The sequence below is a fragment of the Corynebacterium sp. genome (assembly GCF_022712195.1).
In the GTDB taxonomy this organism is placed as follows: domain Bacteria; phylum Actinomycetota; class Actinomycetes; order Mycobacteriales; family Mycobacteriaceae; genus Corynebacterium.
In genome coordinates this window covers 23385-45264 of record NZ_JALAGY010000037.1, presented here as the reverse complement: position 1 = coordinate 45264, position 21880 = coordinate 23385, and the positions used below count along the sequence as shown (strand labels likewise).

18 protein-coding genes are annotated in these 21880 nt (G+C 66.9%); 7 read left to right on the top strand and 11 right to left on the bottom strand.

Annotated features, from left to right (window positions below):
- Positions 1–30: 30 nt before the first annotated feature.
- Complete coding sequence (locus Q0A34_RS04725; RefSeq protein WP_291478858.1) at positions 31–687, bottom strand: O-methyltransferase; 657 nt, start codon at positions 685–687, stop codon at positions 31–33.
- A 234-nt stretch (positions 688–921) separates the two neighbouring features.
- On the opposite strand from Q0A34_RS04725, the gene sigE reads away from it, so the two are divergent.
- The 3 genes from sigE (at position 922) to tatB (ending at position 2570) form a co-directional block, all read left to right on the top strand.
- Positions 922–1518, top strand: coding sequence for an RNA polymerase sigma factor SigE (sigE, locus tag Q0A34_RS04720; RefSeq protein ID WP_291478857.1), 597 nt, complete (start codon positions 922–924; stop codon positions 1516–1518).
- Between the two features lie 85 nt (positions 1519–1603).
- Positions 1604–2008, top strand: coding sequence for an anti-sigma factor (locus Q0A34_RS04715; protein ID WP_291478856.1), 405 nt, complete (start codon positions 1604–1606; stop codon positions 2006–2008).
- Between the two features lie 40 nt (positions 2009–2048).
- Positions 2049–2570, top strand: coding sequence for a Sec-independent protein translocase protein TatB (gene tatB, locus Q0A34_RS04710; protein ID WP_291478855.1), 522 nt, complete (start codon positions 2049–2051; stop codon positions 2568–2570).
- Between the two features lie 30 nt (positions 2571–2600).
- On the opposite strand, the gene Q0A34_RS04705 is transcribed toward tatB, so the two are convergent.
- From Q0A34_RS04705 to Q0A34_RS04695, 3 genes are all read right to left on the bottom strand, one after another.
- On the bottom strand, positions 2601–3731 hold the full coding sequence (locus Q0A34_RS04705; protein WP_291478854.1) for an Mrp/NBP35 family ATP-binding protein: 1131 nt from the start codon (positions 3729–3731) through the stop codon (positions 2601–2603).
- A gap of 71 nt (positions 3732–3802) precedes the next feature.
- Complete coding sequence (locus Q0A34_RS04700; protein ID WP_291478853.1) at positions 3803–4339, bottom strand: DUF1003 domain-containing protein; 537 nt, start codon at positions 4337–4339, stop codon at positions 3803–3805.
- A gap of 7 nt (positions 4340–4346) precedes the next feature.
- The gene (locus Q0A34_RS04695; RefSeq protein ID WP_291478852.1) at positions 4347–5651 is read right to left on the bottom strand and encodes a CBS domain-containing protein; all 1305 of its coding nucleotides are present in this window, start codon (positions 5649–5651) and stop codon (positions 4347–4349) included.
- Positions 5652–5791: 140 nt separating this feature from the next.
- On the opposite strand from Q0A34_RS04695, the gene Q0A34_RS04690 reads away from it, so the two are divergent.
- On the top strand, positions 5792–5986 hold the full coding sequence (locus tag Q0A34_RS04690; RefSeq protein WP_291478851.1) for a hypothetical protein: 195 nt from the start codon (positions 5792–5794) through the stop codon (positions 5984–5986).
- 51 nt (positions 5987–6037) lie between these two features.
- Complete coding sequence (locus Q0A34_RS04685; protein WP_291478850.1) at positions 6038–6646, top strand: hypothetical protein; 609 nt, start codon at positions 6038–6040, stop codon at positions 6644–6646.
- Between the two features lie 98 nt (positions 6647–6744).
- Here the strand turns inward: Q0A34_RS04685 and Q0A34_RS04680 are convergent, their stop codons facing one another.
- On the bottom strand, positions 6745–10494 hold the full coding sequence (locus Q0A34_RS04680) for a multifunctional oxoglutarate decarboxylase/oxoglutarate dehydrogenase thiamine pyrophosphate-binding subunit/dihydrolipoyllysine-residue succinyltransferase subunit (protein ID WP_291478849.1): 3750 nt from the start codon (positions 10492–10494) through the stop codon (positions 6745–6747).
- A 294-nt stretch (positions 10495–10788) separates the two neighbouring features.
- Here Q0A34_RS04680 and Q0A34_RS04675 point away from each other — a divergent pair, with 294 nt between their 5' ends.
- Positions 10789–11571: a hypothetical protein gene (locus Q0A34_RS04675; protein WP_291478848.1), complete on the top strand. Its 783-nt coding sequence runs from the start codon at positions 10789–10791 to the stop codon at positions 11569–11571.
- A gap of 30 nt (positions 11572–11601) precedes the next feature.
- Here the strand turns inward: Q0A34_RS04675 and Q0A34_RS04670 are convergent, their stop codons facing one another.
- The 3 genes from Q0A34_RS04670 to Q0A34_RS04660 form a co-directional block, all read right to left on the bottom strand.
- Entirely contained in the window at positions 11602–12219 is a 618-nt protein-coding gene (locus Q0A34_RS04670; RefSeq protein WP_291478847.1) for a hypothetical protein, read from the bottom strand.
- A gap of 85 nt (positions 12220–12304) precedes the next feature.
- Positions 12305–13786: a glyceraldehyde-3-phosphate dehydrogenase gene (locus tag Q0A34_RS04665; RefSeq protein ID WP_291478846.1), complete on the bottom strand. Its 1482-nt coding sequence runs from the start codon at positions 13784–13786 to the stop codon at positions 12305–12307.
- A 103-nt stretch (positions 13787–13889) separates the two neighbouring features.
- Positions 13890–15326 carry an amino acid permease gene (locus Q0A34_RS04660; RefSeq protein ID WP_291478845.1) on the bottom strand — a complete coding sequence of 479 codons (1437 nt, stop codon included), beginning with the start codon at positions 15324–15326 and terminating at the stop codon, positions 13890–13892.
- 90 nt (positions 15327–15416) lie between these two features.
- Between Q0A34_RS04660 and Q0A34_RS04655 the strand changes: the two genes are divergently transcribed.
- On the top strand, positions 15417–17591 hold the full coding sequence (locus tag Q0A34_RS04655; RefSeq protein ID WP_291478844.1) for a DEAD/DEAH box helicase: 2175 nt from the start codon (positions 15417–15419) through the stop codon (positions 17589–17591).
- Positions 17592–17611: 20 nt separating this feature from the next.
- On the opposite strand, the gene Q0A34_RS04650 is transcribed toward Q0A34_RS04655, so the two are convergent.
- From Q0A34_RS04650 to Q0A34_RS04640, 3 genes are all read right to left on the bottom strand, one after another.
- Positions 17612–18376 (bottom strand): HNH endonuclease family protein, encoded by a 765-nt coding sequence (locus Q0A34_RS04650; RefSeq protein WP_291478843.1) that lies wholly within the window; start codon positions 18374–18376, stop codon positions 17612–17614.
- 72 nt (positions 18377–18448) lie between these two features.
- A complete protein-coding gene (gene putP / locus Q0A34_RS04645) occupies positions 18449–20089 on the bottom strand; it encodes a sodium/proline symporter PutP (RefSeq protein ID WP_291478842.1) in 1641 nt (546 codons plus the stop codon).
- A 193-nt stretch (positions 20090–20282) separates the two neighbouring features.
- The gene (locus tag Q0A34_RS04640; protein WP_291478841.1) at positions 20283–21761 is read right to left on the bottom strand and encodes an MFS transporter; all 1479 of its coding nucleotides are present in this window, start codon (positions 21759–21761) and stop codon (positions 20283–20285) included.
- Positions 21762–21880 lie beyond the last annotated feature (119 nt).

The window sequence follows — 21880 nt, the reverse complement described above, 5'->3', positions numbered from 1 at the left end:
TTCCGGTGACTTCCGGTGATTTCCCGGCCGTCAGGCGCCGTGCTTGGTGATGACCGTGCATCCGGCACCCAGCGGCAGGCGGGCCACGGTGACGCCGTCGAGGGAACGCAGGTGCTCCTCGGCGTCGCCGGCGGCGCGGGTCTGCCGGTCGGTGTGGTCAGGGTCGGCCAGGGTGCCGTCGAGCAGTGAGTCCAGCAGGACCAGAACGCCGCCGGGGCGGAGGACGGGCAGGGCGGCGTCGATCGTGGCGGTGAGGTGCTCGGTCATCGACTGCGAGACGATGATGTCGTAGGCGTCGGTGGCCAGGCGTGAGACGCCGACCAGCGGGGCCGACGGCAGGAAGCGGTAGGCGTTCGACCGGATGCCGGCCAGGGAGAAGGCGTTGCGCGCCAGTGCCTGGTGCTGGACCTCCGGGTCGATGCAGGTGACGTGTCCGTTGTCGGGGAACCCGGCGAAGAGGTGCAGGCCGATCACCCCGAAGGCCGGGGACATCACCACCGCCGTGGGGGACGGGGTGGTGATCTGCGCCGCCAGAAAGGTGAGGAACTCACCGGTCATGGCGTCGGGGGTGAGCAGCCCGTACTCAGCAGCTGAATCGCGGGCAGCGTCGAGGGACTCGTCGGAGGCGGCTGTGCTGTTGACGTAGTCGCGGACGGCGTCGAGGGCGGAGCGGGATTCTGCGTTCACGGGTGTAACTGTAGGTGTGCTGAGCAGTTGATGTGGTGACCGCCCCCGGCGAGTCGGGAGGACAGCGCACTTTTGCCGTCCCACGTGGGAAAACTGTGCTTGATGTGGCGTGAGTGACACCTTTACACACGGCGGGCCGGCCGGGTATATTTTGAGGACGAAAGCCTCTGCTGCCGGGTACTCACAGCGAACCCGAAGCGCCCGGGCACACAAAGGTAATGGACGTGCGTCAGGATGGTAACCATGAACACCGCAGCAGCCCCCGGAACGGACGGGGTGACCGGCGCCTTCGACCGGGGCGAAGGCGCGATGCCGTCCTGGAGTGAACTCGTCGAGGAGCATGCGGACAGCGTCTACCGGCTGGCCTACCGGCTCAGCGGTGACCGGCAGGACGCCGAGGACCTCACCCAGGACACGTTCATGCGGGCGTTCCGGTCGCTGAAGTCCTACCGGCCGGGCACCTTCTCAGGGTGGTTGCACCGCATCACCACCAACCTCTTCCTCGACATGGTGCGGCACCGCGGGACCATCCGCATGGAGGCGCTGCCGGAGGACTACGACCGGGTCGAGGGCACCCGGGTCGGCCCGGAGGGCGCCTTCGAGATGAACAACCTCGACCCGGCCCTGGAGCGCGCCCTCGACGACCTCAGCCCGGAGTTCCGGGTCGCCGTGATCCTGTGCGACGGGCTCGACATGACCTACGAGGAGATCGCCGACACCCTCGGCCTGAAGATGGGTACGGTACGCTCGCGTATCCACCGCGCACGCACGCAGCTCCGGGCCAGTCTCGCCCGGTCCGCCGGTGAGCTCAGCTACGTTCCACAGTCCTAGCGCTATCATCGACGGTAGATGAGACGCGCGGCGTGCGAGTCGTCAAGGAGGTCCAGTCATGTCGGAAGTCGGGAAACTGTCGGATGTGGGACATCTGACTCCTGAGGTCGTCGCAGCACTGGTCGACGGGGAACTGACCCGCGGGGCGGAGCACCGGGCGAGGATCCACCTGGTGCACTGCGAGGAGTGCCGGGACGAGGTCCGGGAACAGCGCCAGGCGTCCGAACTGCTGCGCGGCAGTATCCCGATGGACCAGGTCCACGCCTCCGGCCGTCTGCTGAGCCGACTGGTCCAGATTCCAGACGCCTGCGCTACCGGGGAGAGCCCTGACCCGCAGCACGACTCCGTGGGGATCGACGGGTGCCGTCGCCCCGACAGCATCACCGGACGGATGGCCGCGGTGGCGCGCAAGGTGCAGCGACGGACCACCAGGGGGACGAAGGTGGCGAAGCCACAGGCGAAATCGTCGCGCCCGGACCGTGAGGGTTAGAATCAGTCCCGTCGGCAGTGTCGAGAGAAAGGCGTGACTGGTGTTCTCCAGCGTCGGGTGGGGCGAGGTCCTCGTCCTGATTGTCGTGGGCATTATCGTCGTCGGACCTGAACGGCTGCCCCGGTTGATCACCGACCTCAAGGCACTGCTCCTCGCGGCACGGAACGCCATCGCCAACGCCCGCCAGGAACTGGACCAGGACTTCGGCGAGGACTTCGAGGAGTTCCGTAAGCCACTGTCGCAGCTCAACAGCGTGCGTCAGATGGGCGCCCGCGGATTCATCACGAAGACCCTGCTGGACGACGACGACAGCTTCCTCACCGACCTGGAGTCCACGGCGAAGGACGTCACCGGCGCTGTCCGTGGGACCACCGCACAGATCTCCGGGTCGGCGCCGAAGAACCCGCCCCGGCCGAGCGAGGTGCCCTCGACATCGGACGGTGCCACCGCCGGCGCGGAGGGCCATGCCACGGGGGAGGAGCGGGTCGAACTTCCCCAGCAGGACGAGGTCGGCCAGTCGCGGGACTGGAGCTCCCCCGGCAACCTCGACGACACCCTGTAGGGCGCGGCGGTAGAGAGGGGCCGGGGCGGTCTACTGCCCGGCGACGCCGAGATTCAGCGGGCGACCTGCCAGCGACTGACGCCGGGTGGCCAGCTTCTCCGCGATCTCCCCCAGTGCCTTGCCGGCCGGGGAGTCCGGTTCAGACATGGCGATCGGGTTGCCGAGGTCCCCGCCGATGCGCAGGTTCGGGTCCAGTGGGATCTGCCCCATCAGGGGCACCTCGGCACCGGTGAGCTCACTGAGGTGGTCGGCCACGACCTGACCGCCACCGGCACCGAAGATCTCCATGCGGGTGCCGTCCGGCATGTCCATCCAGCTCATGTTCTCGATGACCCCGCCGATGCGCTGCCGGGTCTGCTGGGAGATGCTGCCGGCACGTTCGGCGACCTCCGCGGCCGCGGCCTGCGGGGTGGTCACGATGAGAAGCTCGGCGTTCGGGACCAGCTGGGCGACCGAGATCGCCACATCGCCGGTTCCCGGGGGAAGGTCGAGCAGCAGGATGTCCAGATCACCCCAGAACACGTCGGCGAGGAACTGCTGGATCGCCCGGTGCAGCATCGGTCCACGCCACACGACCGGTGAGTTGCCCTCGAGGAAGTGGCCGATGGACATGATCTTCACACCGTGGGCCTGCGGCGGGATGATCATGTCGTCCACCTGGTGGGGACGGTGGTCCGAACCCATCATGTGCGGCACCGAATGGCCGTAGATGTCCGCGTCGACCACACCGACCTGCAGGCCGCGTTTGGCCAGTGCGGTGGCGAGGTTGACCGTCACCGAGGACTTGCCGACGCCGCCCTTACCGGAGGCCACGGCGAAGACACGCGTCGTCGACTCCGGCTGGGCGAAGGGGATGACCGGCTCCGCGGCACTGCCACGCAGTCTGGTGCGCAGTTCCCGGCGTTGTTCGTCGCTCATCACGTCGGTGGTCACCGTGGCACGCGCGACGCCCTCCACGCCTTCGGCGGCCTCACGGGTGCGGGTCGTCAGGGTCGACTTCATGGGGCAGCCGGCGATGGTGAGGTAGATCTCCACCGCGACGTGGTCGCCGTCGACGTCGATCGACTTGACCATGCCCAGTTCGGTGATGGGCTTGTTGAGTTCCGGGTCCTCGACAGTGGCCAGGGCACTGCGAACCGCTGATTCAGTGACAGTAGACATTGCCCCCGATGATACGCCCACCCCAGTTCAGGGCCAATGTGCGGGCCACGGCAAGGGCCGGTCAGGGGCGGTCAGGGACGGTCAGGGACCCCTCCGTCGGTGCGGTCGTCGTTGCGCTGGTCCTCCAGCTTGTCCTCGATGCGACGGAGCATGTCGCCGAGGTCGTCGAGTTCGCGGCGGAGGTAGTCGCGGGTCACGTTCTCACCGACGGCGATACGCAGGCCGGCGAGTTCGCGGGCGAGGAACTCGGTGTCGGCCTTGGTCTCCTCGGCACGTCGGCGGTCCTCGTTGAGTGAGACCCTGTCCCGGTCGTCCTGGCGGTTCTGGGCCAGCAGGATCAACGGGGCGGCGTAGGCCGCCTGGGTGGAGAAGGCCAGGTTGAGCAGGATGAAGGGGTAAGGGTCCCAGTTCCACCAGAACCCGCCCACGTTGAGGCAGATCCAGACCACCACGATGACCGACTGCCACATGAGGTAGCGCCCGGTGCCGAGGAAGCGGGCGACCTTCTCCGCGCCCACTCCGACGGCGTCGTCGTTGTAGGCGATGAGCCGGCGTCGGGGACCGGTGGAGGGAGTGTCCAGTTCGGTCCTGGAGAAGTTGTCGGGCATGGTGCTCTCACTCTCGTCCGGTGGTCGGGGTGGATGGTCCGTTCACGGTGGTCCGGTTGCTCCGCCAGTCCTCGTCGCGCCAGTTCTCCGGCAGCAGGTGGTCGAGGAGGTCGTCGACGCCGACGACGCCGAGAAGGTGGCCGTCCTCGTCGAGCACCGGCGCCGAGACGAGATTGTAGGTGGCGAAGTACCGGGCGGCGGTCTCCTCGGTGTCCTCGGGGTGCAGCGCGGGCAGTTCGAGGTCCAGGATGCCGCCGACGAGGGACGACGGAGGCTCGCGCAGCAGCTTCTGCAGGTGCACGCATCCCAGGTAGCGCCCGGTCGGGGTGGCCTGGGGAGGGCGCACCACGAAGATCAGCGAGCTCAGGGAGAGCGGCACCTCGGGGTTGCGGGCGTGTGCCAGGGCCTCCGCCACCGTCGCCTGTGGGGTCAGGATGATGGCTTCCGAGGTCATCAGGGCGCCGACGGTGTCGGGGGTGAAGCTCATCAGGCGACGCACCGGTTCAGACTCCTCGGGGTCCATCAGCTCCAGCAGGACGTCGGCTTTGTCGCCGGGGAGCTCGCCGAGGAGGTCGGCGGCGTCGTCGGGGTCCATCTCCTCCAGGACCGTGGCGGCGCGTTCGATGTTGAGTTCCTCGACGATCTCCGTCTGCTCGTCGTCGGGCAGCTCGGCGATGACGTCGGCGAGACGTTCGTCGTCCAGTTCCGATGCGATGCGGATCCGACGCTCGGCGGACATGTCCCGCAGTGCGTGGGCGATGTCGGCGTTGCGCATGGTGGTGAACTCGGCGATGAGTTCGGCGTCCATGTCGCGGGGACCTGCGCCGGAGGCCGACAGGCCGTGGACGTGCATGAAAGGGATCACCGCGGGGGTGGAGCGACGTCCGAGCCTGCCCCGGGTGATCACCGCGACCCGGCTCAGCTCCCACTCGCGGCTGCGGGTACGTTCAAGCTCGACATCGGAGATCTCCACGGCGCGGCCAGCCAGGTGGCTGAACTCGGGGTCGTCGGTGTGCACCTTCGCCCCGATGAGGTCCTCCATCACCGTGAGCTCGCCGGCGCGGGAACGGAACGGCCGCAGGTTCACCGAACTGGTGTTGAGCGTGACCTCCTTGGGGTCGATGGAGGTGACCCGCCCCATGGGCAGGAAGATCCTGCGTTTACCGGCGACCTCGGCGACCAGCCCCAGTGCGACGGCACGTGTCGACCGGATCGTCAGGACGACGTCCCTGACGCGCCCCAGCGACTCGCCGTCCGCGCCGAGCAGGAGCATGCCGGCCAGACGTCCGGCGAAAACCCGTGTGGTGTTCATGGAACTAGAGATTACGGCACAGTATCCCGTGGGCGCGCTGTGAACCTGCGGTCCAGCACCGCCGGCGCTTCTTCCCGGGTGAGAGGTGGGGGTATCCTTAGGCGGATGGCGAGGTACTGGTGCACCCACGGGAGGAAACGATGTCACGACTGATCGCCGGCGGTCTGTGCGGGGTCGCGGTGATTCTGGCGTTGCTGGGCAGCCCGTTGTGGATTCCCCATGCGGTGGGTGGAGTCGTGGCGACGGCCGGAGCCCTGCTCTCGGACCGAGCGCGGCTGTGGGGTGTGGTGCCGTGGCTCGCGCTGGTGGTTGTCTACGCCGTGGCGTGGTGGTGACATGATGGTGGGGACAGGCCACGGTGACGGACGAGACAGGACGGACGGGAGATGGGTGTGAGCGGATTCCGGAGGGCGGCCACGGCGCTCTGCGCGGCCGCTGCGGTCGGGCTGACCGGCTGCACGGCGGCGGGGGTGACCGGCCCGGCGCAGCTGCGGATGGACGAGGAGACCGCCGGCCCGATCCGCCTGGGACTCACCGACGACCCCGTCCAGCAACGGCTGTCCGGCAAGTACGAGGACGCCTTCGCCGCGACGGGACGACCGGTGGAGTTCCGGGACATCGACAGTGCCGACCGGCTGGAACAGCTCCGTGCAGGGGACGTCAACGTGGTCCTCGGCTGCGTCGGCGAACTGCTGGACGTCCTGGACCCGGCGAAGGGCGACGAACTGCGTGGCCTGTACGCGGACGCACTCGACGAGGGCGCGGACCCCGGCCAGTGGCGGGACATCACCCACACCACGATGTTCTCGGCACTGCCGACCGACCTGCAGGCGAGTGACCCGGGGGAGGCGGTGGGCTGCGGTGACGACTCGCTGCCGCAGAACACGGTCGCGGTGTACCGCAAGACGGCACTGGAACGCTCGGACCGCCGAGCGTTGAACAACGTGGCCGGCGGGGTCTCCAGCGACGACCTGGCAGAGGAGAACGCAGGCTAGGTGCGGCTCCCCGACTTCCGGAGGCGGGGACAGCAGAAGCCCCGGTGGGGAGGGACACGAACCGTGTCACTTCCCACCGGGGCTTCCTTGCGCGGGTACTACTTCGCGAAAGCCTCGTTGAGCAGCTGTTCCTGCTCGAGCTTGTGGACCTTCGCCAGTCCGGTCGCCGTGGAGGACTGGGCCCGGCGGGACACCCGCTTGAGCTTCAGTCCCTCGATGCGCTCCGGCAGGTTCAGGGCGATGAACGGCCAGGGACCCTGGTTGGCGGGCTCGTCCTGCACCCAGCGGAACTCCGCGTTCGGGTAGCGGTCGAGGACCTCCCGGATGCGGTTGTGCGGCAGCGGGTGCAGCATCTCCACGCGGGCGATGGCGACGTCGTCGCGGCCGTCCTCCTGGCGCTTCTTCTCGAGGTCGTAGTAGATCTTGCCCGAGCAGAGAAGGACCGTCGTGATGTCCTCGTGCTTACCCTCGGTGTCCCGCAGCCGCGGATCGTCGAGCACGGAGCGGAAGCTCGTGACCTCGGTGAAGTCCTCGACCGAGGACGTCGCGGCCTTGTTGCGCAGCATCGACTTCGGGGTGAAGACCACCAGCGGACGACGCATCGTGCCCATGGCGTGGCGACGCAGCAGGTGGAAGTGGTTCGCAGGGGTGGACGGCTGGGCGATGGTCATCGACCCTTCGGCGGCCATCTGCAGGAACCGCTCGATGCGGGCGCTGGAGTGGTCCGGGCCCTGGCCCTCGTAACCGTGGGGCAGCAGCAGGATCACGCTCGAGAGCTGACCCCACTTGGCCTCGCCGGAGGCGACGTACTGGTCGATGATGGTCTGGGCGCCGTTGGCGAAGTCACCGAACTGCGCCTCCCAGGCCACCACGGCGTCGATGTTGCCCACGGAGTAGCCGTACTCGAAGCCGAGACCGGCGAACTCGGTCAGCGGGGAGTTGTAGGCGCGGAAGGAGCCGCCGTTGCCGGACTCCTCGGCGAGCTTCTCCAGCGGGCTGTAGGGCTCGGTGGTCTCGGAGTCGAAGAGCACGGCGTGGCGCTGGGTGAAGGTACCGCGCAGGGAATCCTCACCGGCGAGTCGTACGAGCCGGCCGTCCTGGGCGAGCGTGGAGAAGGCCAGGAGCTCGCCGAAGGCCCAGTCGATGCCGCCCTTACGGGTCATCTCCTGACGACGCTTGACCACCGGCTTGACGCGCTGGTGCACGTTGAAGCCCTCCGGGACGTCCGCGAAGGCGTCGCCGACGGCCTCGAGGACCTCACGGGAGATGGAGGTGTCCAGGCCCCGGGTCAGCGCCTGGGAACCGGCGATACCGGTCTGCTCTGCGGGGGTGGCGTCCTTCTCGGCCTGACGGACCTGGTTGAACACGGTCTCCAGCTGACCCTGGAAGTCGTCCGCGGCACGCTGGGCGTCCTCCTCGGACAGCTCACCACGGCCCACGAGGGTGTCGTGGTAGAGGGCACGCACGGTGGCGCGGTCCTGGATGCGGTCGTACATCTCCGGCTGGGTCATCGACGGGTCGTCGGACTCGTTGTGTCCGCGACGGCGGTAGCAGACGAGGTCGATGAAGACGTCCTTGCCGAAACGGCGGCGGTACTCGACGGCGAGACGGGCCACCCACACGACAGCTTCCGGGTCGTCGCCGTTGACGTGGAAGATCGGGGCGTCGAAGCCCTTGGCGAGGTCGGTGACGTAGTGGGTGGAACGGCCGGCGTCCGGGGTGGTGGTGAAACCGATCTGGTTGTTGACCACGACGTGGACGGTGCCGCCCACGGTGTAGCCGTCGAGCTTCGCGAGGTTGATGGTCTCCTGGACCACGCCCAGACCGGTGAACGCCGCGTCGCCGTGCATCAGGATCGGCATGATCGGGTACTCGTCGGCGTTGGGGGAGATGTCCTGGTGCGCCCGGGAGATACCCTCCATGACCGGGTTGACGGCCTCGAGGTGCGACGGGTTGGCCGTCAGGGTGATGTTGATGTCGTTGTCGCCGAACATCTGGGTGTACTGGCCCGTCTGGCCCAGGTGGTACTTCACGTCACCGGAACCGCCGGCGACGGTGGGCTCGATGTTGCCCTCGAACTCGGTGAAGACCTTCGAGTAGGGCTTACCGACGATGTTGGCCAGCACGTTCAGGCGCCCGCGGTGGGGCATGCCGATGACGACCTCCTCGAGACCCTGCTCGGCGGCGGAGTCCACGGCGGCGTCCAGCAGCGGGATGAGCGACTCGGCGCCCTCCAGCGAGAAGCGCTTCTGACCGATGTACTTGGTCTGCAGGAAGTTCTCGAACGCCTCGGCGGAGTTCAGGGTCTGCAGCAGGTACTTCTGCTCGGGGTTCGACAGCTTCGGCTGACCGGCCTCGATCTGCTCCTCGAGCCACTGACGTTCGTCGTGGTCGAGGATGTGGGTGTACTCGGAACCGACCTTGAGGGTGTAGGCACGGCGCAGGGTCGCGAGGACCTCGCGCAGCGTCATCTTCTCGCGGCCGGCGAAGCCACCGACGTTGAAGCTGCGGTCGTAGTCCCACAGGGTCAGGCCGTGGGTCTCGATTTCCAGGTCGGAGTGGTCGGGGACCGGCAGGCCGGGCTGGGTCCACTGCAGCGGGTCGATGTCGGCGATGAGGTGACCGCGGCTGCGGTAGGCCTCGATGAGCTGCATCACGCGGGTGGACTTGTCCACCCCGATGTTCGGCAGGTCCTGGCTCCAGCGCACCGGGGCGTAGGGCACCGACATCGCGGCGAACAGGTCGTCCCAGAACTCGTCGTTGATCAGCAGGCGGCTGATGTCGCGGAGGAACTCGCCGGACTCCGCACCCTGGATGATGCGGTGGTCGTAGGTCGAGGTCATGGTGACGAGCTTGCCGACACCCATCTCAGCGAGACGGTCCTCGGAGGCACCGGCGAACTCCGCCGGGTAGTCCATGGCACCGACACCGACGATGGTGCCCTGGCCGCGGGTGAGGCGGGGCACGGAGTGACGGGTGCCGATGCCGCCGGGGTTGGTCAGCTGGATGGTCACACCGCTGAAGTCGTCCATCGTCAGCTTGCCGACGCGGGCACGCTTGACGATGTCCTCGTAGGCGTCGACGAACTCGTCGAAGCTGAGGGTCTCACACTCACGGATGGCGGCGACGACGAGGTTACGGGCACCGTTCTTGCTGACCATGTCGATGGCCAGACCGAGATTGATGTGCTCGGGGGTCACGAGGACGGGCTTGCCGTCGACGACCTTGTAGCTGTTGTTCATCGAGGGGTGGGCCTGGACGGCCTTGACCATGGCCCAGCCGATGATGTGGGTGAAGCTGATCTTGCCCTTACCGCGCGAGAGCAGGTGGTCGTTGACCATCGCCCGGTTCTCGAACATCAGCTTGGCCGGCATGTCCCGCACGGTGGTGGCGGTGGGGATCTCCAGCGAGATGTCCATGTTCTTCGCGATGGACTTCTGCGCCCCCTTGAGCGGGTGCTCACCGGGGGTGGGTGCCTCGGCAGGTCCCTTCGGTGCCGGCGGAGCGACGCGTTCCGGAATCGGGTTGACCGATGCAGAAAGCGACTTCTTCGGGGCGACCGGTGCAGCCTTCGGTGCCGTCGTGGTCTTCTTCCCGCCGGCGTCGCCGGTGCCCTTGTTCACCTTGGCGGCGGACGGCGCCGTCGCGGCCTTGTCTGCGGCGGCGTTACCGCCGTTCCCGGAGGTCGTGGAGCTCGGGGATGATGTCCCCGGGGTGTGGTCAACCGTGTCCGGCCGCTTGTTGAAGAGTTCCCGCCACTCCGGATCGACGGACTGGGGGTCTTCCTTGAACTGCTGGTACATCTGGTCGACCAGCCATTCATTTTGGCCGAAATTGGTGCTGTTCACAGCAGGTCCTCGCCTCATTTCATGATGTGGTCAATCTCGACGCTCCACCCTACTACAACACCGCGGTCGGTGAACTCGTCGGGGTTGCGGCCGAAACCGGCAGATGAGGGTATGTTTTCAGTAACTTTCGCGCTGCAGTGTGACCGGGGTCCTGTTCGGTCGGCAAAATGAGTCTTCAGCGGCTCCGCCGAGACGCCGGAACTGGGCTAGCATGGTGGAGTTCCGGCAGGCGTGCCGCGTGAAACCTGCGCGTGCTGCACAACGTATGGACTAGGTACCTAGGAGGCACCCGCCATGGGGTTCTATGAGGATGTTGCAGAGTCCCTGGATTCGGAGGGGATCGAGTCCAGGGTCAACGACGGTACCCTTTTCGTCCCGGTCTCCACTGACCTGGAAATCCAGTTCGTGGAGATCGAGGACGGCGTGCCCGCCGGCATGTCCGCCGCGAATGTCTTCCTCGCGATGGCCGATGTGGCGGAGGACGACGAGGACTTCGAGGCGGCTCTCGTCGGGGTGGTGTTCTCGGTCGAGGACGCCGTCGCGACAGTCGCGCGCCACGTGGCCACCGACCTGGTGGTCGGGGTGATCCGGGACCTGATCGACGGTACCGACGCGAGGATCGTGGACCTGCAGTTCGAGCAGGACGCCAGCGACGCTCTCCGGGTCTCCGCCGAGATCGGGGAGAGTTCGGAGCTGGTGGTCACCCTCGACGGCGAGTCCGTGGAGCCGACCGCCCATGTCGAGTTCATCTCCCTCGGGGAGGGGTTCGAGGAGCTGATGGACCAGGCGATCTCGGAGGTGTGGGACGACGAGTCCCTCGCCGAGGAGTACTCGGAGATGGAACGGCAGGCGATGTTCCGCGGCCTGGTCGCCAATGTGGCCGACATGTCGGAGGAGGTCCTCGACCTCGGGGAGTACACCGACTTCGACCGGCTCTTCGACGTACTGGCGTTGGCGCAGGAGCAGGCGGCCCACTGGGAGTCGCTCCTTGTCCCGCTCGAGACACTGTGGGAGGACGACGTGGACGGTGCGGCGGACACGGAGGACGACGGGTTCCCGGAGGATGTCTCCGGGTAGTTCCAGGGGTAGATGACCTGACCTGCGCTGTCAGGCTGCGGTGCCCTCCGCCCGGTCGTGGGTGGCGGGGCGTCCGGGGCGGCCGACGGTCAGTGCGTGCCAGGTCCATTCCAGGCGTTCACCGTCCGGTGTGGGCCTGCCGCAGGCTGCCGGTGAATACCAGGGGACGCCGTCGCCCAGGGCTGCGCCGGCACCGTCGGCACCGTCGTGGCGGGAAGAAGGGGAGCTGTCCTGGGCGAGGAGGATCCTCCGGAACAGGGAGTGGACGTCTGCCGTCATGTTCCTCACCCCGCCGCCGGAGGCGTGGGACGGCGCGAGTGCGGTGGTGGTGACGAGATGAAGCTCGGCGGCAGGTGGGTCTTCGTCGGCGCCGGCGCCGGTGAGTCTGCGCCACATCGCCGGCGATACGCGGTGGTGTGACAGGAATACCTCGACAGGACCGGAAGGCAGGGGCACCTGGAGGGACGGTGCCCGCCATCCCGGGGTCACCTGGATCCTGCTCCGGGGATGGCGCAGGACCCCCGCACAGCGGTCGGCGGCACGGACGACGGAGGGGGACGGCCTCAGGGCGCTGAGCGGCCGGCGCATCAGGGAGCGCAGGGACACTGTGGGCCCGGTGGGTGCGGTGGGTGTGGTGTGGTTGTCCATGGCTCAGCACGCTACGGGGAGCGACGGACACCGGGACGGGACCGGACACCTCCATCGAACACCCGTTCGATGGAGGTGTCCGGTGTTAGAACAGTTCCGCAGGGGCCACGCGGCGCGGGAAGACCCGCGGCCGGGCTCCGGCGATCTCCTCGACGATACGGATCACCTGGTTGGAGTAGCCGTACTCGTTGTCGTACCAGACGTACACGACAAGGTTGTTGCCGTCGGCGATGGTGGCGAGACCGTCGACGATGCCCGCATGCGTCGACCCGACGAAGTCGGTCGAGACCACCTCGGGTGACTTGATGTAGTCGATCTGCTGGCGCAGGTTCGAGTGCAGGGCGACCTTGTGGAGGTAGTCGTTGACCTCGTCGCGGCTGGTCGGCGAGTCCAGGGTGAGGTTGAGGACCGCCATGGAGACGTCCGGCGTGGGGACGCGGATGGCGTTGCCGGTGAGCCTGCCCTCGAGTTCGGGGAGTGCCTTGGCGACGGCCTTGGCGGCGCCGGTCTCCGTGAGGACCATGTTCAGGCCCGCGGCGCGGCCACGCCGGTCACCCTTGTGGAAGTTGTCGATGAGGTTCTGGTCGTTGGTGAAGGAGTGGACCGTCTCGACGTGACCGTGGTTGATGCCGTAGCGGTCGTGGAGGACCTTGAGGACCGGGGTGATCGCGTTGGTGGTGCAGGACGCGGCCGAGAGGATGTCGTCGGACGCGTCGTCGGTGATGTCGCCGTGGTTGATCCCGTACACCAGGTTGCGGACGTCGCCCTTGCCCGGGGCGGTGAGCAGCACCTTGCGGATGCCTGTCGCGGCGAGGTGCCGGGACAGCCCCTCGCGGTCGCGCCAGCGTCCGGTGTTGTCGACGAGCACGGCGTCGTTGATCCCGTAGGCGGTGTAGTCGACCTGGGCGGGGTCGTTGGAGTAGATCACCTGGATCGGGGTCCCGTTGGCCCAGATGACCTCGTTTTCGCCGTCGACGGTGATCGTCCCGTCGAAGGCCCCGTGGACGGAGTCCCGGCGCAGCAGGCTGGCCCGCTTCTCCAGGTCCTCGTCGCCGTTGCGCCGCACCACGATCGCCCGCAGTCGCACACCTCCGTAGGCGGCCTCGCGGGCGATGAGGATGCGTGCCAGCAGGCGGCCGATGCGCCCGAAGCCGTAGAGCACCACGTCGGTGGGCCTCTGCTCGGTGTGTGCACCGACGACCTCGGCGAGCTCGCGCTCGAGGTAGCTGCGGAGACTTACCGCGGATCCGCCGGCGGACTCACGTTCTGCCTCGTACCCGGTCGCCAGGCGCCCCAGGTCGATCGAGGCGGTGCCCAGGTTCATGTCCACCAGTTCCTGCAGGATCGGCAGGGTCGAGCTCAGCGGGAGCTCCCGGTCGGTGACCAGGCGGGCGTAGCGGTGCGACTTGATCACGTCCACACTGGTGACGTTGATGAGCAGGCGACCGAAGACGGAGGTCACGACATTGTGCTCGCGGTGCAGACGCGACAGCAGGGGGAGGATCTGTTCGGCGAGCAGAATGCGGGAGTTCCAGTCACTCTGTGAATCGTGGGCCGGTGCACTCATGGGCAGGGAAGCTCCTTGGGGTGATGGGCTGTAACGGGGTGTGCATCCCCGGTAAGGGGGTAAAAAGGACACTACAAAGGTAGGTTAACGGGCCGTCGGACACCTACTCGGCCGCCGTTTCGTCCCCCCGGTGTGAGGTAGTCGCACGGATGGCGGCGGCGCGTCGGCGTGCCAACGGGTAGAGCGCGGACATCACCACCAGGAAGATCACCCCGGCCCAGAGGGCGGAGTGGTACTGGTCCATCCAGACCATGGTGCCGAAGGTGACGAGGATGACGGCGACGGCGAAGTACTGGCCGACGGGCCACAGGGGGACGGGGAAGGCGCGCGGGCCGTCCTGGACGGCACCCCCGTCGGGTGTCCGGCGGCGGCTGCCCAGGTGGGCCAGCAGGATCATCAGCCACACGAAGACGGTGGCGAAGGTCGCCAGCGCCGCGATGTTCTGGAACATGTCGGCGGCGGTGTCGCTGGCCAGCTGCAGGCCGACGCCGACCAGAAGCACCAGCAGCATCACCCCGATCGTCGTCACCGGGACGCCCCGGTGGTTGAGGCGGGCGAACATCCGCGGTGACAGTCCCTGGTGCGCCATACCGAAGACCACACGGCCGGCGCCGTAGAGGTCCGAGTTGATCGCGGAGAGGGCGGCGGAGACTACGACGATGTTCAGTGCCGCTGCGGCCCACCCGATGCCGAGGTCACTGAAGATCTGGACGAAGGGGGACTCGTCACCGGTGATCTCGCGCCACGGGATCACCGCGACGATCACCAGGATCGCCAGGACGTAGAACAGGAGGATGCGCATCGGCACCGTGTTGACGGCCCTGGGGATGGTCTTCTCGTGGTCGGCGGCCTCCCCGGCGGTCACGCCGATGATCTCCGTCCCGCCGAAGGCGAAGAGTACGAGGATGAGTGCGCTGAAGACCCCGGCGACACCGTTGGGGAACAGGCCGCCGTCGTTCCAGAGGTTGCCGAACCCGGCGGAGCCGCCGGTGTCCACGTTGAACACCAGGATCGCCGCACCACCCAGGATCATGGCGACCACCGCGGTGACCTTGATCGAGGTGAACCAGAACTCCAGCTCGCCGTACCAGCGGGCACTGGCCAGGTTCGCGGCGCCGACGATCAGGAGTGCCACGGCCACCCACACCCAGCCGGGCGTGTCCGGGAACCAGAACGTCATGTACACCGTGATGGCGGTGAGGTCCGCGAGGCAGACGATGATCATCTCGAAGGCGTACATCCACCCGGTGATGTAACCGGCCCAGCCGCCGAGGTAGCGGCGGCAGAACTCGGCGAAGGAGCCGGGGGCGGGGTCGGCGACGGCCATCTCGCCGAGTGCGCGGAGCATGAAGTAGACAACGGCGCCGCCGAGAAGGTACACGAAGACGACACCGGGGCCGGCCGCTCCGATGGCACCGGACGACCCGTAGAACAGGCCCGTGCCGATGGCGGACCCCAGCGCGATGAAGTGGATGTGCCGGTGGGTCAGGGTGCGGCGGAGCTGTCTCGGCTGCCGTGCGGGGGTGCTTGTGTCAGTCACGGACTCACATACTAACCATCGAAGAGTCCTATATCACAGCGTAGGGCCGTCGAATGGCTTTTAGAGCCCCGGCAACGTACGGTGAAGTCAATGTCTGAAACTGAGAACGTGACCGGCGACGAGAAAATGCCGGAAACATCCCAGTCGTCAGTACCTCAGGAGAATCTGCACGAGGATGCCGCCTCCCCGGTCACGGGGTCGCTGGACCTCGGTGACGTAGTGGGCGCAGAGATTCCCGAGAGCACTGTGGACGGGGACGTCACCGAGAAGAACATCCACACAGAGAACAAGAAGACCGACGAGGACACCGCGTCCGTGGAGTCCGAGGAGAAGGCCGACACCGACGGCTTCGACTCCCTCGGCCTGCCGCCGAAGATCCTCGAGGCCGTCGCGAGCGTCGGGTTCACTACGCCGTCGCCGATCCAGGCCTCCACCATCCCCACCCTCATGGAGGGACGGGACGTCGTCGGTCTGGCGCAGACCGGTACCGGCAAGACGGCCGCCTTCGCGCTGCCCGCACTGTCGCGCCTCGATCCTGACCAGCGCACTCCGCAGGTCCTGGTTCTCGCCCCCACGCGAGAGCTGGCACTGCAGGTCGCTGACTCCTTCGAGTCCTTCGCCAACAAGCTCGGCGGCATCAGCGTGCTGCCGATCTACGGCGGTGCCCCCTACGGCGCACAGCTGTCCGGCCTGCGTCGTGGCGCCCACGTCGTGGTCGGTACCCCCGGCCGTGTGATCGACCACCTGGAGAAGGGCAGCCTGGACCTGTCCGGCCTGCGTTTCCTCGTCCTCGACGAGGCTGACGAGATGCTCAACATGGGCTTCCAGGACGATGTCGAGCGCATCCTGTCCGACACCCCTGACAACCGTCAGGTCGCGCTGTTCTCGGCCACCATGCCGTCGGCGATCCGACGTCTGTCGAAGCAGTACCTCAACGACGCCGCCGAGATCACGGTGAAGTCCACGCAGCGTACCGCGGAGAACATCGAGCAGGACTACCTGTACGTCACCTACCGCAACAAGCTCAACGCGCTGACCCGCATCCTCGAGGTCACCGACTTCGAGGCGATGATCCTCTTCGTCCGTACCAAGAACGACACCGAGGAGATCGCCGAGAAGCTGCGCGAGCGTGGGTTCGACGCGGCCGCGATCAACGGCGACATCCCGCAGAACCAGCGTGAGCGTACCGTGGACCAGCTCAAGGACGGTCGGCTGGACATCCTGGTCGCCACCGACGTCGCCGCCCGCGGTCTCGACGTGGAACGCATCACCCACGTGTTCAACTACGACATCCCGCGTGACACGGAGTCCTACGTCCACCGTATCGGCCGTACCGGTCGTGCCGGACGCCACGGACGGGCGATCCTCTTCGTCACCCCGCGCGAGGGACGTCTGCTCAAGAACATCGAGCGTGCGACGAAGTCGAAGCTCAACGAGATCGAGCTGCCCGGTGTCGACAAGGTCAACGAGGCCCGCAAGGCCAAGTTCCACGCCTCGATCACCGAGGCCCGCAAGGGCAGGCAGGTCGACACCTTCCGCGAGCTGATCTCCACCTACGCCGAGGAGAACGGTGTCGACCCCACGGAGATCGCCGCGGCACTCGCGGCGAAGCTCCAGGGCAAGGAACCCTTCTACATGGAGGAGATCCAGGAGCCCCCGCGGCGGGAGCGGCGAGACCGCAACGACCGTGGTGACCGCCGGGACGGCCCTGACGGCCAGTCCGGTGTGCACCGTCCCTTCAAGGAGCGCTTCAACAGGCAGGCACCCACGGTCACCGACCGCAACGGGAAGTCCCTGTCGGTGTACCGCATCGGTGTGGGCCACCGTCAGCGGGTGCGTCCGGGTGCCATCGTCGGCGCCTTGGCCAACGAGGGGAACATGAACTCCCGCGACTTCGGTAGGATCAGCATCTTCTCCGAGCACTCCCTGGTGGAGCTGCCGTCGGACCTGCCGAAGGAGGTCTTCGAGTCCCTGGACCAGACCCGCATCTCCGGCAAGCTGATCAACATCGAGCCCGATCCCGGGGCACCGGCGGGTCGCCCGGCACGGACCCGTCAGGACGGTGACCGTGGCGGTCACCGTGGTGGCGGACGTCCGCGTAACGACCGTGGTGACCGGGGCGACCGGAACGACCGTGGCGGCCGTGGCCGCAACGACCGGGGTGACCGTGGCGGTCGCTTCGACCGTGACCGCAGTGACCGGGACCGTGGCGACCGTGGTGGTCGCGGCAGCTTCCGGGGCAACCGCGGTGCCCGCCGGGACTGAGCCCCGGTGCGGCTGGGCGGTCACAGTCCGCACACCTGCCGCGCCGTCGTGGCGTCGGCGTCGCTGACGCTGAGCCCGTAGCGCAGACACACCGCGAGATACCGTGCGGCATAGGCACAGCCGGCTTCCGACAGGGAGCCGGCTTTTGCCGTGGGAGGGAGCCACTCGGCCAGACTCCCGTCACTCTTGTCCCGGTTGACCGTCCCCGCCACGGCGAGGAGGTTCAGTTCGTCGTCGTTGGCGAAACGCACCCGCGACTCCCGGGGCCAGTCCCACGCGCCGTGGTCCCACGCGGCCGACAGCGGGACGACGTGGTCGATCTCCACGTCGGACGGGGCGATCATGTCACCGGTGTAGACGTCGGTGATCCGGCCCCGGGGAGAGGGGCAGGAACCGTCGTCGCCGGGGGAGCGGCTCTCGAAGGTCTGCAGCATGACGATGTGCCGGGTACTGCACCGGGTACCGGCGGGCCCGGATCCGCTCTCTGTGCTCACGGTGCCCGTCCCCTCCGCCCACCACTGGTCCGCCCACCCGCCGAAGTGGTCGCGGGAGTAGCCGAGGACGTGGGTGCGTCGGGGGACCGTGGAGAGCCGCTCCAGGGACGTCGACACCGTGTCACGGTCTGTGGCCCCCGGAGTGTCCGGGCCGCCTCCCGGGGGAAGGAGGAGCAGGGAGAGGACGTACAGTGCCAGCGCCACGGTGGTGGGCGACAGGAGCGGTAGGGCCGTGGACGGGGCGGCGGAGGAGGGCGCCACCGACAATGACACCGGCCGGGAGAGTCTCATGATGAGAGAGACTCTCCCGGCCGGTGCGGAGGTTCCCCTCCCGGTCAGAAGTTCAGTTCCGGGTGACCGGGGTCAGATCTTGCCCTGGTCGGCCTCGGCCTCGACCTTGGCACGGGCGGCGTCGAGATCGACGTCTCCGTCATCGACGGTGAGCTGGGCGAAGCGGACGGCTTCGTCGAACTCGTCCGTGATCTCCTTGGACGGAGCCTTGGTGGCGAGCGTGACGATGACCATCAGGAGCACGTTGACCGCGACACCCGGGATCATCTCGTAGAGGCCGAAGGGCTTGTCGATGACACCGAACTGGGGCAGCCCGCCCCAGATGAAGGCGACGAGAGCGCCACCGATCATGCCGGCCGCAGCTCCCTGTGCGTTGAGCCGCTTCCAGTACAGGGCGGCCAGGACGACCGGGCCGAAGGCGGCGCCGAAGCCGGCCCAGGCGAACTCGACGAGGCCGAGGATCGCGGAGTCCGGATCCAGGGCGATGAGTGCGGCGATGACGGCGACGAGGATGACCATGACGCGCGACAGGTTCTTCAGCAGCGTGTCCGAGGCGTTCCGGTTGATCATGCCCGCGTAGATGTCCTCGACCAGTGCGGAGGCGACCACGAGGAGCTGGGAGGAGACGGTGGACATGATCGCCGCCAGCACGGCGGTGAGGATCAGGCCCGCGACCAGCGGGTGGAAGAGCACCTTCGACATGTCGAGGAAGTTGGTCTCGTAGTTGGTGACGTCAGAGAAGGTCGCTTCGGGGGTCTCGGCGAAGAACGCCGGGGCACTGATGGCGATGAAGACTGCGCCGATCAGGCACAGGAACATCCAGGTGACGCCGTAGCGACGGCCGGCGACGGCGTCGGCCGGCTTACGCATGGCCATGAAGCGCACGATGATGTGCGGCTGGCCGAAGTAGCCGAGGCCCCAGGCGAGGTTGGAGATGATGATGACAAACGCCGCCAGGGCGGTGGTGTCGTTGAACTGGAACAGGTTGTAGAAGTTCGAGTTCGCGCCGACGGCGTTCGCCGCGTTGTCGGCCATCGAGCCGTAGTCGTTGTCCAGCTGGAAGGTGAAGATGTCGCCCGGGTTGTCCAGTGAGGTGATCGCGAAGACGGGCACCAGGATCAGGGCCAGGAACATCATGGAGCCCTGCACGACGTCGGTGTAGGACACGGCGAGGAAACCGCCGACGAAGGTGTAGACCACCGTGACCGCACCGATGATCAGCAGGCCGGTGACGTAGTCACCGTTGAAGCTGGACTCGAAGTAGCGGCCGCCGGCGACCATGCCGGAGGAGACGTAGAAGGTGAAGAACACCAGGATGATGATGCCGGCGACGACGCGCAGCGTGTGGCTGTGGTCGCGCAGGCGGTTCTCGAAGAACGAGGGGACCGTGATGGAGTTGTTCGAGACCTCCGTGTAGCTGCGCAGGCGCGGTGCCACCAGTTTCCAGTTCAGCCAGCAGCCGACCAGCAGGCCAACCGCCATCCAGATCTCCGAGAATCCGGACATGAACAGTGCACCGGGCAGACCCATGAGCAGCCAGCCGGACATGTCGGACGCGCCGGCGGAGAGGGCGGCGACGAACGGGTGGAGACCGCGGCCTCCGACCATGTAGTCCTCGTACTTGTCGGTCTTGGTGAAACTCCAGATGCCGATGCCGAGCATCACAGCCAGATAGATCACCATGGCGATAATGAACCAAGTCTGTTCACTCACCGTGGGCCTCCTTGTGGGGTTGTCGTGGTCGCTTGGTCAACAATCAGTTAGGGCCGTCTCCGGTAAAGAGACGGCGACACTGCAAGGTTTCCATGTCCTCGGCCTGATTACCAGCCGAATGGCGAACTACACCCACATTCCTGCCAGGTTTCTCCAATTATTCCGGTGTGACTCCCGACCGCGGGGAGGCCTGTCAGCGGGAGGGATTCTGCACCGGCATGGTGCTGAGATCGTATTTGTCGTTGCCGTCCATTGTCCTGAGAACGTCGTGGACCTCGTCCTCGTGGTCCACCGTGGGCATGGAGCCCAGCAGATTGCGTCCGGCTGACTCCTTCATGCAGTAGACGCCGATCCCGCCGACCAGGCAGGCGAACATGATGTAGTAGGCGCCGGCGAGGTCGGATCCGATCGCCGACTGGAGGGCGCTGATGACGAAGCCCGTCGTTCCGCCGAAGAGCGCGACGGCGATGTTGAACATCAGACCCATCGCCGTGTAACGGCTCTCGGTGGGGAACAGCGACGGCAGTGCGGACGCCTGGATGGAGACCTGGAACATCATGATGACACCCACGATCATCAGCCCGGCGAGTGTGGACCACACGTGGCCCATCATCATCAGGAGGAACGCGGGGATCGCCGTGACGACGCCGAGCACGCATCCCGCGAGCATGACGGGACGGCGACCGATGCGGTCAGAGATCATCCCGAACAACGGCAGGCACAGTGAGACGATCAGCAGGACCGGTACCAGCAGGGCGTTGCCGTGCAGGGTGTCGTAACCCAGGGACTCGGTGAGGTAGGTCGGCATGTAGGTGGTCAGGGCGTAGCCCACGACCTGGGCGCACATCACCATCGCCGAGCCGATGAGCATCTGGGGCCAGAAGCGACGCAGGAGGTACCGGATCTGGGCGATCATGCCCTGGCTCGGTGCGGGGACACCGGCGGCGATGGCGGCCTCCGCCTGCTGCTGGGAGGCGTCCTGGGACGCCTCGAAGGTGTGGGACTCCTTGATGCGGGAGCGCATGTAGACACCGACCAGGCCCAGGGGCAGCGCGAGCAGGAACGGGATCCGCCAGCCCCAGCTCTCCATCTGCGCGTCGTCGGTGATGATCTCGATGACGGTCACGAGCAGGGCCGCGGCGGCGAATCCGAGGTAGGACCCCAGGTCGAGGAAGGAGCCCCAGAATCCGCGTCGACGGTCCGAGGAGTACTCGGCGATGAAGGTGGCCGCACCGGCGTACTCACCGCCCGTGGAGAAGCCCTGGATGAACTTCAGCAGAACAAGGAGTACCGGGGCGGCGATTCCGATCTGGGCGTAGGTCGGCAGGACGCCGATGAGTGCGGTCCCCAGTGACATCATCACGATGGTGAAGGCCAGGATCTTCCGTCGTCCGATCCGGTCGCCCAGCGGGCCGAGTATGAGTCCTCCCAGCGGGCGCACGAGGAAAGTGACCGCGAGGGTCGCGAAACTCGCCAGGCCACCCCAAGGATCAGGGAGTGGAAAGAAGTTGACGGTGATGTAGGTCATCACATAGGCGAACACGCCGATGTCGAACCATTCCATGAAGTTGCCGAGAAGTGTCGCCCGCAGGGCCTTCTTCATTTCGTCCTGGTCCACGACGTGGATGTCGTCTTCAGTGAGGCGGGCGTCTGCCGCCGTCGTCTCGCTCATCGTTTCACATCCTTCAGTATGCGGACGTATGAGCATAGACCAGAAAATGCGCAGTACCTACCAACTGTAGGTACTGTTAATCATCTCTACTGAAACAGTAAGCTTGTGATGAAGTCGCC